Origin of the sequence: Pseudomonas sp. p50(2008) (assembly GCF_015351605.1) — a bacterium.
GTDB lineage: Bacteria > Pseudomonadota > Gammaproteobacteria > Pseudomonadales > Pseudomonadaceae > Aquipseudomonas.
The window spans coordinates 1-12,932 of record NZ_JACMYF010000005.1 but is presented as its reverse complement, the minus strand read 5'-3'; the positions used below and the strand labels follow the sequence as shown (position 1 = coordinate 12,932).

12 protein-coding genes are annotated in these 12,932 nt (G+C 60.2%); 3 read left to right on the top strand and 9 right to left on the bottom strand.

What is annotated here, in order from left to right:
• Nucleotides 1-62: 62 nt before the first annotated feature.
• Both H7698_RS14830 and H7698_RS14825 read left to right on the top strand, forming a co-directional pair.
• Complete coding sequence (locus H7698_RS14830) at nucleotides 63-1,046, top strand: helix-turn-helix domain-containing protein (RefSeq protein WP_194691885.1); 984 nt, start codon at nucleotides 63-65, stop codon at nucleotides 1,044-1,046.
• Nucleotides 1,047-1,268: 222 nt separating this feature from the next.
• Complete coding sequence (locus H7698_RS14825) at nucleotides 1,269-3,395, top strand: TonB-dependent receptor family protein (protein WP_194691884.1); 2,127 nt, start codon at nucleotides 1,269-1,271, stop codon at nucleotides 3,393-3,395.
• On the opposite strand, the gene H7698_RS14820 is transcribed toward H7698_RS14825, so the two are convergent.
• The 7 genes from H7698_RS14820 to ppk2 all read right to left on the bottom strand — a co-directional run bounded on the left by H7698_RS14820 (nucleotide 3,392) and on the right by ppk2 (nucleotide 10,364).
• Nucleotides 3,392-3,658, bottom strand: coding sequence for a helix-hairpin-helix domain-containing protein (locus H7698_RS14820; RefSeq protein ID WP_194691883.1), 267 nt, complete (start codon nucleotides 3,656-3,658; stop codon nucleotides 3,392-3,394). The genes H7698_RS14825 and H7698_RS14820 overlap by 4 nt on opposite strands.
• An 83-nt stretch (nucleotides 3,659-3,741) precedes the next feature.
• Nucleotides 3,742-3,903: a DUF2986 domain-containing protein gene (locus H7698_RS14815; RefSeq protein ID WP_162440721.1), complete on the bottom strand. Its 162-nt coding sequence runs from the start codon at nucleotides 3,901-3,903 to the stop codon at nucleotides 3,742-3,744.
• A 52-nt stretch (nucleotides 3,904-3,955) separates the two neighbouring features.
• The gene (locus H7698_RS14810; protein ID WP_194691882.1) at nucleotides 3,956-4,168 is read right to left on the bottom strand and encodes a hypothetical protein; all 213 of its coding nucleotides are present in this window, start codon (nucleotides 4,166-4,168) and stop codon (nucleotides 3,956-3,958) included.
• A complete protein-coding gene (locus tag H7698_RS14805) occupies nucleotides 4,165-5,316 on the bottom strand; it encodes a PepSY-associated TM helix domain-containing protein (RefSeq protein WP_194691881.1) in 1,152 nt (383 codons plus the stop codon). The genes H7698_RS14810 and H7698_RS14805 overlap by 4 nt, the downstream gene beginning before the upstream one ends.
• Nucleotides 5,317-5,385: 69 nt before the next feature.
• The gene (locus tag H7698_RS14800) at nucleotides 5,386-7,488 is read right to left on the bottom strand and encodes a TonB-dependent siderophore receptor (RefSeq protein WP_194691880.1); all 2,103 of its coding nucleotides are present in this window, start codon (nucleotides 7,486-7,488) and stop codon (nucleotides 5,386-5,388) included.
• Nucleotides 7,489-7,705: 217 nt separating this feature from the next.
• A complete protein-coding gene (locus tag H7698_RS14795) occupies nucleotides 7,706-9,493 on the bottom strand; it encodes a SulP family inorganic anion transporter (RefSeq protein ID WP_194691879.1) in 1,788 nt (595 codons plus the stop codon).
• A gap of 49 nt (nucleotides 9,494-9,542) precedes the next feature.
• The gene (ppk2, locus tag H7698_RS14790; protein ID WP_194691878.1) at nucleotides 9,543-10,364 is read right to left on the bottom strand and encodes a polyphosphate kinase 2; all 822 of its coding nucleotides are present in this window, start codon (nucleotides 10,362-10,364) and stop codon (nucleotides 9,543-9,545) included.
• A 225-nt stretch (nucleotides 10,365-10,589) separates the two neighbouring features.
• On the opposite strand from ppk2, the gene H7698_RS14785 reads away from it, so the two are divergent.
• On the top strand, nucleotides 10,590-11,864 hold the full coding sequence (locus H7698_RS14785; protein WP_194691877.1) for a flavohemoglobin expression-modulating QEGLA motif protein: 1,275 nt from the start codon (nucleotides 10,590-10,592) through the stop codon (nucleotides 11,862-11,864).
• A gap of 33 nt (nucleotides 11,865-11,897) precedes the next feature.
• Here the strand turns inward: H7698_RS14785 and H7698_RS14780 are convergent, their stop codons facing one another.
• The gene (locus H7698_RS14780; RefSeq protein WP_194691876.1) at nucleotides 11,898-12,608 is read right to left on the bottom strand and encodes an NAD(P)H-dependent oxidoreductase; all 711 of its coding nucleotides are present in this window, start codon (nucleotides 12,606-12,608) and stop codon (nucleotides 11,898-11,900) included.
• Nucleotides 12,609-12,648: 40 nt separating this feature from the next.
• Nucleotides 12,649-12,932: acyl-CoA dehydrogenase C-terminal domain-containing protein (locus tag H7698_RS14775; RefSeq protein WP_194691875.1), on the bottom strand; the 284-nt coding region annotated here is incomplete at its 5' end.

Here is a 12,932-nt window from a genome sequence, read left to right as displayed (position 1 = left end):
ACGGTGCCGACGGTGGTTTACGTCGGCACCGTCCTCATAATAAAAATCATACGAGGGCAGCCATGGCGTACAAACTTTCCACACGCTCCTGGTCCGACAGTCAACGCCAGCCCCTATGGGCAGACGCCATCGCCTGCGCCTATTTTCCGCTGTCCCTGGAATTCGCCCCCAGTGCCTCCTTCAGTGGCAGCCTGCAAATCTGGGAAACCGGTAGCACCCCGCTGACCCTGTCCCGCCTGCGCTCCAGTCAGCTCGGCTATTCGCGCAGCAAAGCGCAGGTCAGTGAAGATAACGAAGCCTGCTACCTCGTGACCGTGCCCCGTCGCAGTGAAGTGCATTTCGAACAGGATGGCCGGGCACTGCATTGCCAGCCCGGAGGCTTCATCGTCGAACGTGGCGATGCCCCATACCGCTTTCACTACGCCAGCGACAACGATCTGTGGGTCTTCAAACTCCCGGAGCGCGCGCTGCACGGACAACTGCGCGGTGCCGAGCGCTATACCCGCTTCTGCTTCGATGCCAGGCGCGGGCTCGGTCGAATCTTCGTCGATCAGTTGGCCATGTGCGCCGCACGTTTCGATGAATGCAACGAAGCCGCCCGCCACATGCTGCTGGAGCAGGCACTTTCAACCTTATTGATGGCGCTGCGCGAAGATGAGCGCGTGCTCGGCAGCGAAAACTCGAACCTCGCCGCGCTGCATTTGCAACGCATCGAACACTACGTCGAGCAGCACCTGGGCAACCCCGACCTGACGCCGCCATTGATCGCTGACGCTTGTGGCCTGTCAGTGCGCTACCTGCACAAACTCTTCAACAGCACGCCCTACAGTCTTGGGGAATGGATTCGTCTGAGACGTCTGGAGGCCGTCCATAGAGGCCTGCTCGACCCTAACTGTCATCTGTCGATCGGCGAATTGGCCATGCGCTGGGGATTCAGTGATCAAGCCCAATTCACCCGCAGCTTCCGCCAGCACTTCGGCTGCACCGCGACCGAAGTGCGCAACAGCGCGGCTCGTGCGCCGGGGTCAGCGCCGCTGCGCACATAAATGCAATCCGACTCGCGACACGTTCCCTCCCTACAGTGATTATCTGGTTTCAATGCATGTGTTGACTGTTCCGGCCCCATCGCGATGGGGCCAGAATCGCCGTCAAACAAACTCGTCACCGCCGCACCCGGCCTAAAAAAACAAAATTGCCATGTGTTTCCTTCGTCCTTCCCTACGTCGCAGTTCTTCACTGCCTGTTCCCATACGTCTGGAGTTCTCCCCATGCCCTCGCCAAAATCCCTGCCCGCTGCGCTGCTGGGCCTGGCCCTTGTCTGTCCGGCCATGGCTGGAGCCGAGGGCATGGAACTGGGCCAGGTGCTGATTGGCGCTGAGGATCGCAGCGGCGAAGACGCGTCGATCGAGGAGGCTGAGGTCCGGCTTGAACAGGTGCCCGGCGGCACCAATGTGGTCGACATGCGCCGCAACCTGCAGGGCCGCGTGGCGAGCAATCAGGATGTGCTGGCTTATCAGCCGGGGATTTATGCGCAGTCTGCGGGCAATGAAGGGGTCAAGATTTCGATCCGTGGCTCAGGGATCAACCGTGCACCCGGCGCCCATGCCTCGGGGTTGTACGCCATGCTCGACGGTCTGCCGCTGACCGGCCCGGGCGGCACGCCCTATGAATTGCTGGAGCCCTTGTGGCTCGACCACGTGGAAGTGCTGCGCGGTGCCAACGGCTTCGACAGGGGCGCCCTCGCCCTGGGTGGGGCAATTGATTACATCAGCCACACCGGCTACAACGCGCCGAAACTGCAAGTACGCTACTCGATGGGCAGCCACGGTTACCTGCAGCGCCAGGTCAGTTCGGGTCAGGTGCTGGGTAACGCCGACTACTACGTGGCCCTGACCGACGCCCGCTCCGACGGTTATCAGGACCACACGGACAGCGAGAGCCAGGGCATCATCGCCAATGTCGGCTATCGCTTTAACCCGAACCTGGAAACACGCTTTTACCTGCGCTACCGCCAGACCGACAACGAACTCGCCGGGCGGGTGACCAAACATTCCATCGAGCACGACCCACGCGCGGCCAACCCGGCCTACGTCTCGCGGGACGACCGCCGCGAGCAGCCGGGTAGCACCTTTTTCGGCAACAAAACCACCTGGTACATCGATGACGATTCGAGCCTCCAGACGGGTCTTGTCTACCACGACTATCCCATGGACCTGCGTGAAGGCCCCAACCGTTTGAAGGTGGCGTACACCGACGTCAGCGGCACGGTCGACTACAAGCGTCGCGACACGCTCTGGGGTCTGGAAAGCCAAAGCACGATGGGCTTGCGCGTGACCAAACACCTGCCCAATGCCGGCGCCAGCGAGCTGGTGCGTATCCCCACCGGCAACACCGCCGGTTACGCGCCCGGCACGCACATGCGCAACTTCACCTACCAGGGTTCGGACAGCGTCTTGCACATCGGCAACGATCTGGAAATCGCCGACGACCTGTGGCTGACCACCGGCCTGGCCGCCATCTACACCCGCCGCGAAAGCGCCGTGACCTACCCGGAAAGTGGCGGCAAGACCAGCCTGAACGACTGGGACTACGCCCCCCGCCTCGGCTTGCGCTACCAAGTGACGCCTGACCTGCAACTGTTCGGCAACCTGAGCCGTTCGGTCGAAGCGCCGCACCCGTGGTCGCTGATCTACAGCTCGAATGTTCGATTCCCGGCAGGCAGCGGCGCCGCCACGGGTGCCCAGCGCGATCCGGTCAAGCTGCAAAACCAGACGGCGACCACGCTGGAAATCGGCGGCCGTGGCGACAGCGCCATGGGGCAATGGAGCCTGGCCTGGTACTACGCGCAAGTGCACAACGAGTTGCTCTCGGTGCTGCCGGACGCCAACGCCACCACGCCCTACGAACTCAACGCCAGCCCCACCATCCACCAAGGCGTGGAAGCCAGCCTGCAAAGCAACCTGTGGTCGCCGCACGACGGTGGTCAGCTGAGCCTGCGCCAGAGCTATACCTTCAGTGACTTCCATTACCAGGACGACGACCGCTTCGGCGACAATCGCCTGCCCGGCTTGCCGATGCACTACTATCAGGGCGAACTGCGCTACGACTGGCCCCTGGGTTTCTTCGCGGCCCTCAACACGCAGCTGGTTTCCAAAGTGGAGGTCGACTACGCCAACAGCTACGAAGCCGATCCCTACGCGCTGTTCGGCGCAACCCTGGGCTACAACGCGCCCAAGGGTGACTGGCAGACCTGGCTGGACATGCGCAACCTGACCAACAAGCACTACGCCGCCACCGTCACACCGGGCTACGACGACAAAGGTCTGGACGCCGCACGGTCTACGCCGGGTGAGGGTTTGGGGGTTTACGTCGGGGTGTCGTGGAGCTTGCTCTAAGCGCTGGGTGGACTTGCCTGTCTGTTCAACTGAGCATCTTTTGCCAGGCCGATGGCCGCGCTAATGGCGGCCCGAGCCTGGGGGCTGTTCTTCCAGCAAGTCGATCCCGTTGCGGCGGATGCCTGAGCCAGGATGTCACCCACATTCGCTGTGCTGAGCTCAGCGAGGGAGTCGATGCCCATCTGCTCAAGACGAGCAATAACGGCGGGACCTACGCCCTTCAGGGCTAACAAGGCATTGTATTCCGTCAGTGGAAATGGCATCCGTAAACTCCTTTTATCGGCCAGTGAAGCGGCAGGAGTTTGCCCGACGGGTGAACGCATCTCAATAGACGCAGCTCAATGGATCAGCTCTCGGCGGAACTGATGGCCTCGCGCTCGGCTTCCTCAGCCAGCTTCGCCCGGTCCGCTTTGCTGATGTATTTATCCTTGCTGACCGGGGCCAGTTTGGCACTGGCTTTTTTAGCCTTCGCCTTGAATAACTGCTGTAATTTCTTTTGACGATTCATGGTGTCCACCCAGCGTGTAAGTTGCTGAATGATATCAGCTTCATTGCGGGGTTCACTTCCCTTCGATTTCGCGAATTAAGTTCAACCGGTTTGCGCGCCGTAAACGTAGCCACACCACCCCGAGCAGCCCTAGCGGCACACCCAGGCCCAACCACGACAACACGTCAAAGACGCCATCGCCAATCAGTGCCGACAGCAGGCCGAACAGGCTTACAACAGCGAGTACCACAGGCCAGCGAAAGATCATCCACAGTCCGCGTCTCATGCCCTGCCCTCCACGCTCGAACGGTTGGCGTTCAACTCAACCAGATGCTTGGGCATCGGCCGATTGCGTCGGCGGATCCAGAGGTACAAACCGCTGCCCAGGACGACGATGCTGATGACGTCGAGCAGCGTCCAGATAATCTTCAACGGCAAGCCACCGTAGTCTCCAAAATGCAACGGCTGCGAGATCAGCAACGTCTTCACGTACAACGGCATCTCCCGTATATCGGTCAGCTCGCCCGTCACCGCATCCACGAGTGCCGGTTTCAGCAGTCGTGCGGTGAGGGGCGTGGTTCCGCGCATGAACACCGCGTAGTGATGCTGGCTACTGAACTGAGTACCGGGAAAGGCGACGAAACTCGGCTCCATGTCTGGCGCAGCCTGGCGGGCGGCTTCCAGCGCTTTGTGCAATGACCCGAGGCGCTCAAGCGGCGGCGCATCCTTGTAAGGTGCAGTCATGTCTGCCAACTGATCACTCTGCCACAGGCCAAAGATGGGCAGCGCGAGGGTATTGATCACCCCTGTCACGCCAACGACCAGCACCCAGGTCAGGGTGACCATGCCGAGCACGTTATGCAGGTCCAGCCATTTCAAGCGTGCGCTACGCCCTGTTCGCACGGTGGCGAAGTCCAGCTTGCGCATGAACGGGGTGTACACCACGACGCCGGACACCAGCGAAGCCACCAGCAGTAACCCCATGAAACCGAGGAACAGATAGCCCGGCAGCCCCATGAACAGATCAGTGTGCAGACGCAACATCAGGTTCATGAACCCATCGTCCGGCTGCGCCGGCGGGAACAGCTCGCCGGTGCGGGTATCGAACGGCTGAGAGTGACCTTCGATCGGCGGAGGCGTCAGGCTGGTTGCCGTGAACACCACACCGAGCGGGCTATCCGGGTCGAATCCGACGAAACGCACGACCTCGTCCGGCCAGGTCGCCAATACACCGGCGACGACCTTGTCGTAATCGATTCGCGGCGAATCAGCGGTCAGCGCACGCAGTTCCGGGTGAGGCTCGAAGTAGTGTTCGATCTCTTCATGAAAAATCAGTGGCAACCCCGTCAGGCACAGCAACAACAGAAAGACGGTAGAGACCAGGCTGGTCCATTTGTGAACCAGGTACCAGATACGCAGTTTTCGGGCAGTCATGCTGGATTGATTCCGCGACGGGTGCTTGAAAGGTGCGAGGGCTCAGTCACACCGAGCCCTCAGAAGACATCAGTATTTCCAGGTCACGGAAGCCACCACGTTGCGAGGTGCACCGTAGCTGGCGGTCGTGGCGCTGTTGTAAAGCGAGAGCAGGTATTTGCGATCGGTGACGTTGTTCAGGTTCACCGACGTGCTCCAGTTGCTGTCGATGTCATAGCTGGCCATGAAGTCGAGCAAGGCGTAGGCGTTTTGGCGGATAGCGCTGTTGGTGTCGTTTTCCACTGCGCTCTGCCAACTGACCCGCGTACCGATCTTCGCTTGCGGCAAGCTTGGCAGACGATAGGTGAGCATGCCGCGCACGCTATGGGTCGGCACATATTTACGCGCCTTGTCGCCGTCATCGTTGTCGATGGTGACGTAGGTGTAACCGCCGAGCAGGTCCAGGCCAGGCAGTGCTTCGCCGGAGGCTTGCAGTTCGACGCCGTGGCTCTTGTAGTCCATGGGGTCGTAGACAAATCGGCCATCGACGAAGCCGGCGGACTCTGCCACGTTTTGCTGTTCGGTCTTGAAGGCAGCGGCTGTCACGTTGAGGCGGTGATCCAGCAAACTGCCCTTCACACCGGCTTCCATGCTCTTGCCTTCGAGGGGTGCGAGCAATTTGCCGTCGGTGCCCAGGTTGTACTGCGCGCTGTAGATTTTGGTCCAGCTGCCATACACGCTCCACTGCTCGTCCAGGTCGTAAACCAGGCCTGTGTAAGGCGTGACCTTGCCGTGTGCGCGCGTGTAGTAATCGGACCCGTAGTTATCGCCGGAACCGTCCAGGCTGATCATCCGCGCACCGGCGATCCAGTGCAGGTCATCGGCCAGGCTGAACCGGGCACCTGCGTAAAGGCTCTTCTGGGTGTCGCTGAAATTCTGGGTGTTGGTGTCGCTGGTAAACAGGAACGACGGACGCGGCAGGTTCCCCGCCAGCACGTCCGAGAATGACGCGTCGTAGTAGCCGCCTTCAACCGCATCGTATTCCCGGGCTTTCTGATGGGTACGACCATAAGCAGCACCCAACGTCAGCTCATGCTCGCGGCCAAACAGGCTGAACGGACCGGAGACCTTGGCATCACCCAGCAACTGATGAGCTTCGCTTTTGGTGTTGGCAGCAAAAACCGACGTGTCATCACCGGAAACCCCGGCGACATACAGCATGTTGGTGTCCTGCTTCTCGATAATGCCCGTTGCGGTGACCGTCGCGTTCCAGCCATTGCCAAAGTCATGTTTGAGTTCGGTGAAGGCGCGCTGGGTGTGCAGGTTCCAGTAGGTCCAGTCCTGACCGATGCTGGAACTGCGGCTGCCATAGTGGATGGCGTTGCCATCGTTATCCACCAGCGGCAGGTTGCCCCAGGTGCTGCCGTTGGAATCGCTGTTGTGCTGAGAGAAACCCACCGTCACGGTGTCGGCGTCGGACAGATCGAAGGCCAACAGTCCAGCGGCGACGTTACGCTCATGGCTGTAGCGATCCATCCAGGAATTGCCTTTGTCGTGGGAGTAGATGAAGCGCCCACGGACATTGCCCGTGGGGGTCAACGGGCCGGCAACGTCCACGTCCACCCGACGCCCGTCCCAGGAACTGACGCTGGTGTCGACTTGCGCCTGGAAAGTCTCGGTCGGACGTTTGCGCACGAAATTGACCGTGGCTGACGGGTTGCCCGCACCACTCATCAAGCCATTGGCGCCATGCAAGACATCGATCTGTTCGAACTCCGCCAGATCCTGGTCGCCCACCAGCACTGTGCCCACGAACGGCATGCCCACACCGTCGTATTGGAACGTGTTGATGTCAAAACCGCGCGAGGTGAATTCGGTCCGGTCGGTTTCGGTTTGCTCCACGGTCACCGATGGCGCTGAACGCAGGGCGTCCTTGATCCCGGTGATCTTGAAATCATCAAGCGCCTGCCGGGTAATCGTCGTCACCGCCTGCGGCGTTTCCCTGTCTGTCAGCCCCAACCGGGTCGTGCTCGAAGCCGGATTGCTCTGGTAACCCACGCTCGGAACGTCGACAAGTTCAGTGCTGCCGTCGATCTGCGTAGCCGGCAACGTCAAATCATCAGCGGCATGAACGAAGGACACGGCGCTGCAAGCACCGGCGAGTAGAAGACTGGCGGAGAAGCGAAGTTTCAAGGAGCAAATTCCTACGGCAAGGGGGTCAAGCGCGACCACTTTTGAGAACGCTAATAGGAATCTAACTCAATCACTCTCTTCATTTCGACATTTTTTTCACATTTTGAAACATTCAGTCGTGCACGGATGGCTTGAGCTAGAGCCCCCGCAGTCGATCAAGGCGATACCGCCCTCTGAGAAGGCTGAGAACGACCGCCACTGAGGGACTTCAGTACACTCAGCGAACCTCGTCCAGCCGACTTGCTCCCTCCACGGGGTAAGTCAGCAGATAGCTGCTGACGGCATCATCTATGGTGGGAAAAAACGACGTTTCGCCAAGCCTTGCGAAAAGCCCGAATCGCTTCAGTTTGTCCTTGACCGGGTCCTTCATCTCGGCCACGCGCAACTTGATTCCCGCTGCGTGCAGGGTTTCGTCCAGTTCATCCAGCATGTCGGCCGAGGTCACGTCCACACTGGTGACGGGTTCTGCCGCAACAACTAACCAGCGCACCGGCGTAGGTGATGCAGCCACTGCGTCGAGCACTCGCTCATTGAACAGTTCGGCGTTGGCGAAGAACAAGGGTGCATCCCAGCGAAACAGGACCAGGCCAGGTATAAGGCTCGCGTCGGGATAACGCTGGATGTCGTGGTAACCCTTGACGCCCTTGGCTTGCCCCAGCACTGCGGAATACGGCCGCCAGGCATCCCACAGAAATTCGATGACGGCGATCAGGATGGCCAGGCCGATGCCCTCGATCGCGCCAAACACAGCCACGCCGACGGTGCAAACGATCGACAGCCAGAACTCCCAGCGCTGGATGCGATAAATTCGCCGCAGGTCGGCCACTTCAATCAAGCCAATGGCTGAAGCAATCACCACGGCTGCTAATGCACTGCCGGGCAAATTCTCCAACAGGTTCGGCGCCACCATCAGCAGGAGGGCCACGGTCAACGCACCCACCACGCCGGTCAACTGACTTTTGGCCCCTGCGGCTTCAGCCACGGGGGTACGCGACGAACTGCTACTGATTGGAAACCCCTGAAAAAATCCAGCCGCCAGATTGGCAAGCCCGAGCCCCGTCATTTCCCTATTCGGGTCCACGTAGGTGCGGGTCCGCGCCGCATAGACACGAGAAAGTACGCTGGTGTCGGCGAACGACACCAGGGCGACGGCGCAACCGCCAATGAGCACGGGAACAATATCGGCACGGGTGATCCAGGGGATGGCAAACGCAGGCAAACCTTGTGGAAGAGCACCGAGCACCGACACCCCGGCACGCGTGCCAAGGTCCAGCACCCCGACGGTGATCGTCGCACCGACCACTGCAATCAGGATGCCTGGCACCCGTTTGTAGGGCTTGAGCAGAAGGATCACGACCAGGGTGGTTGCGCCGATCATGAACGCGGTCCAGTTGGTCTTGCCTTCCAGCACTCCCGTGGCGATGGCCCACAGGTTTCTCCCCGGGCCGTCGGACTGTATTGAAAAACCGAATACCTTGGGTAACTGGCTGATCAATACGGTCAGGGCGATGCCGTTCATGTACCCGTAACGGATAGGTTTGGACAGCAACTCCGTGATGAAGCCCAGCCGCATGATGCCTGCCAGTATGCACACGGCCCCTGATACGATCGCCATCATGCCCGCCAGGGCGACTGCGCGATGCGGGTCGCCACCCGACAGGGGCAAAATCACCGCCAGGATCACGGCGGCCAATGACGAATCCGGACCGAGCACCAGAATCCGGCTAGGCCCGAACAAGGCGTACGCGAGCAGCGGAACGATGGTTGCGTAGAGGCCATAGATGCCGGGTACGCCCGATGCAACGGCGTAGGCGATGCCAACGGGCACCAACATCGTGGTGAGCACCAGGCCGGCAACGATGTCGTGACGCAACCAGGCAAGCTGGTAACCGCGCAACGTTTGAAGCCCCGGAAACCAACGGTCCCAGCCGGTCGCACCGCTGGCATCGCGACGTAATATTCGGCCCGGTTCCGGAACGGGAGACGAAGAATCCGGCTGGCTCATAGGACGTTGCCCTTTTTGTGTACAGCGCCGATTCGCTTGAACGTGTCCGTCAGAACTTTTCGGGAACCCGCCGGTGCGGATAATCCGGATCGCGATAGCCGCCTGGTTTCTGCCGCTTGGGCAATATCACCTCCTCGCGCGGTACATCCTTGTACGGAATGCGGCTGAGCAAATCGGTGATGATGTTAAGGCGCGCCCGGCGCTTGTCGTTCGAGTTGGCCACCAGCCATGGGGCATGGTCGGTGTCAGTGGCCTTGAACATCTCGTCACGTGCGCGTGAATAGTCGTACCAACGGCTGTATGACTTGAGATCCATCGGGGTCAGCTTCCAGATTTTGCGTCCGTCCTTGATGCGAGCCTGGAGCCGGCGGGTCTGCTCGTCTTCGCTGACTTCCAGCCAGTACTTGAGCAAGATCACGCCTGAGTCGACGATTGCACGCTCCACCAGAGGCGTTGTCTTCAGGAAGCTGACAACCTGCTCTTTGGTGCAGAATCCCATCACCCGCTCGACGCCCGCCCGGTTGTACCAACTGCGATCGAAAATCACCACTTCGCCAGCCGCAGGAAGGTACGGCAGGTAACGCTGGACGTACATCTGGCTTTTCTCGCGCTCACTCGGCGCCGTCAGCGCCACCACCCGAAAGACACGGGGGCTCACGCGTTCGGTGAGCGCTTTTATCGTCCCTCCTTTGCCCGCGCCATCTCGACCTTCGAAGACGATACAGATCTTGATGCCCTTGGCTTTTACCCACTCCTGCAATTTGACCAGTTCGACATGCAGGCTGCGCAGCTGCTCAAGATAATCCTTGTTCTTCAGTTTCAGGCTTTCAGCAGCGTGACGCTTGGGGGCTTTTTTCTTGTCTTTTGCCATGCTCGAGACCTCACCAATATAAAAAGCACGGTTCTTTTCCAGGGCGTTCTCAACCCAGTTGAGTGTAGGTTGAAAAGATTTTTTCGCTCCTGTGATCACATGGATCAATCCAAGTGCCTCGTTCCTCTGGTCTTTCAACGTCTGCGCAGCCTTGCCTGTCACAACGCAATGCATCGACAACGACTAAGCTTTTTCGGTTGAACCTTGTTTCCCAGGGAGATCTCTATGAGCGCCGCGCCCCTGTCCGAACTCGATGCCGCCCTGCCCGGTCTGGCCCGCAAGATCCGTGTGCTGGATGCCCTGGCCTGGCCTCAAGGGGTTGAGGAAGTCTTCCTGGCGCGTTGGCGCGCCGGGCAGGCAGAACTGCCCAGGGTTGAGCTGCGCGCCCGCAACCACAACGCCGACATCGCCGCCCTCGAAGCCTTTATCGGCCGCTGCGATGAGGGCCATCCGGCCGGGCGTCACCTCGCCATGACGGCGCGCAGCTATGCCACCGCCGGGCGCATGCTCGGTGCCATCGGCACTCCCGCCTTTACTCAGTATTCGTCAGCGCTGTACCGGCGCCCGGACTTCTACTATTCGAGCCAGAAGTTAAGCATGCTGGACGCGGCCCGATTCTTCCTCAAAACCACCGACGCCCTTCTGGGCAGCGCCCGGATTCCACCGAGCCCGGCCGACATCCCGGCCGAAGTCTTCGCCGGGTGGATGCAGCCGGAACTCGACCGTTTCTTCGGACCGGGACGGATCACAGTCGTGCTCGACCCGACCCTGGCCGCCAAAGCCATCGCCGGGGCGAGTCGCATCCGGCTGCGGGCCAGCGCCCTGTTCTCCGAGCTGGACAAGAATCAGCTATTGCAGCACGAAGCTTTCGTGCATGTGGCCACGGCACAAAACGGTGCGCTGCAACCTAACCTGAAGAGCCTGGGGCTGGGGGCGCCACGCACGACCCAGACCCAGGAAGGCATCGCCACGCTGGCCGAGCTGTTCACCGGCAGCATGGACATCAATCGCTTGCGCCGCCTCGCTCTGCGCGTGCTCGCGGTCCAGCAGGCGCTGGATGGCGCCGATTTCATCCAGGTGTTCGAAAGCTTTCTCGCGGCCGGTCAGTCGCAAGAGGAATCCTTCCGCTCGACCCAACGGGTTTTCCGTGGCGCCGACCTGCGCGGCGGTTCGGCGTTCACCAAGGATGCCGCCTACCTGACGGGTTTGCTCGGCGTCCACACCCTGCTGCGTATCGCGATCCGCGACAACCGGCCGGAACTGGTGGGCCATTTGTTCGCCGGGCGCCTCAATCTGGGAGATACCGTACGCCTGGCCCCGCTCTTCGAGTCCGGCTGGCTCCAAGGACCGGTCCATGTCCCGGCCTGGGCGTCCGATCTGCGTCTGCTCGCCGCCAACCTGGCGTTCTCCGCTTTTATTTCCCGGATCAAGCTGGAGGTACTCGATCTGGAGGTACTCATGGCGTTTGCAGACGAGCATGAAACTGACGCGAGCGCCTAGCCTGCCTGGATCACAAGGAGTCGGTGTCCGTTTTTACGGAATGGGTTTGACGGGATAAAGACGATCATCGAATTGACTCAAGCGCGGGTACTCAAGGGGCTCATCCGCATCGATGTTCTCCAGGCGCTGGCAATAGCTGAGCAAAAATTCCTGTCGAGCCTCAGCACTGATGTACGGCACATGCCAACTGACAAAAGGCTTCAGCACCTCCAGCCCGACATAAGCCAGAGTCCCGCGCAAGAGCGGGCGCAACATGTCTTCCAGGGAACCATGGATCGCGCCCTCGCCGAACATATGTTCGCGCCCGCCCAGTGTCACGGCTACCAGTGCTTTTTTGCCGCTCAGGCCTCCCTGGTCGTAAAACCGTTTACCGCCATAGCAGATGCCGGACACCAATACCCGATCTATCCAGCCCTTGAGAATGGCCGGTGTCGAGAACCAGTAAATCGGAAAATTGAGGATCAACAGGTCTGCCCATAACAATTTCTCAAGCTCTTGCTGTATATCAGCGGCGAGGGTGAGTTCTTTGCTGTTGCGTCGCTGTTCGAGCGCGTAAACCAGATATTCGGGATTCTCTCTGACGGAGAAATCCCCGGCACTGGCCACCGGGTTCCAGTCCATCTCGTAAAGGTCGGATACCCGGACCTGATGCCCCTGGGCCTGCAACGTCTCAACGGCCTGGTCGCGCAGCGCAGCGGTAAAGGATTTTGGCTCGGGATGGGCATGCACGATTAAAACGTTCATGGGAATTCCTTGATATTCAGTTGGCGTGATACGTGCCGCATCAAAATTGCTCGGCATTTAGCAGGTACAGGCTTTCACTACCCGCCTTCACCGACGCGCTCAACGAGTGAATCCGCGGCAGCAAACGCGCGAAGTAGAACCGCGCCGTGCCCAGTTTGCTCGCGTAGAAATCCTCCTGCGCCTCCTTGCCAAATGCAGCCTTGGCCATCAGTGCCCACATGTAGGCGTAAGCCACGTAGCCGAAGACTTGCAGGTACTCGACCGAGGCGGCACCGATTTCATTCGGGTTGTTTTTCGCCCGATCCAGCAACCAGGCGGTCAGCT

Coding starts and splice junctions, on each gene's coding strand:
- H7698_RS14795 (WP_194691879.1), bottom strand. CDS start 9,493: ATGAGCCAGCCGGATTCTTCGTCTCCCGTTCCGGAACCGGGCCGAATA.
- ppk2 (WP_194691878.1), bottom strand. CDS start 10,364: ATGGCAAAAGACAAGAAAAAAGCCCCCAAGCGTCACGCTGCTGAAAGC.
- H7698_RS14785 (WP_194691877.1), top strand. CDS start 10,590: ATGAGCGCCGCGCCCCTGTCCGAACTCGATGCCGCCCTGCCCGGTCTG.
- H7698_RS14810 (WP_194691882.1), bottom strand. CDS start 4,168: ATGAGACGCGGACTGTGGATGATCTTTCGCTGGCCTGTGGTACTCGCT.
- H7698_RS14780 (WP_194691876.1), bottom strand. CDS start 12,608: ATGAACGTTTTAATCGTGCATGCCCATCCCGAGCCAAAATCCTTTACC.
- H7698_RS14825 (WP_194691884.1), top strand. CDS start 1,269: ATGCCCTCGCCAAAATCCCTGCCCGCTGCGCTGCTGGGCCTGGCCCTT.
- H7698_RS14815 (WP_162440721.1), bottom strand. CDS start 3,903: ATGAATCGTCAAAAGAAATTACAGCAGTTATTCAAGGCGAAGGCTAAA.
- H7698_RS14830 (WP_194691885.1), top strand. CDS start 63: ATGGCGTACAAACTTTCCACACGCTCCTGGTCCGACAGTCAACGCCAG.
- H7698_RS14805 (WP_194691881.1), bottom strand. CDS start 5,316: ATGACTGCCCGAAAACTGCGTATCTGGTACCTGGTTCACAAATGGACC.
- H7698_RS14820 (WP_194691883.1), bottom strand. CDS start 3,658: ATGCCATTTCCACTGACGGAATACAATGCCTTGTTAGCCCTGAAGGGC.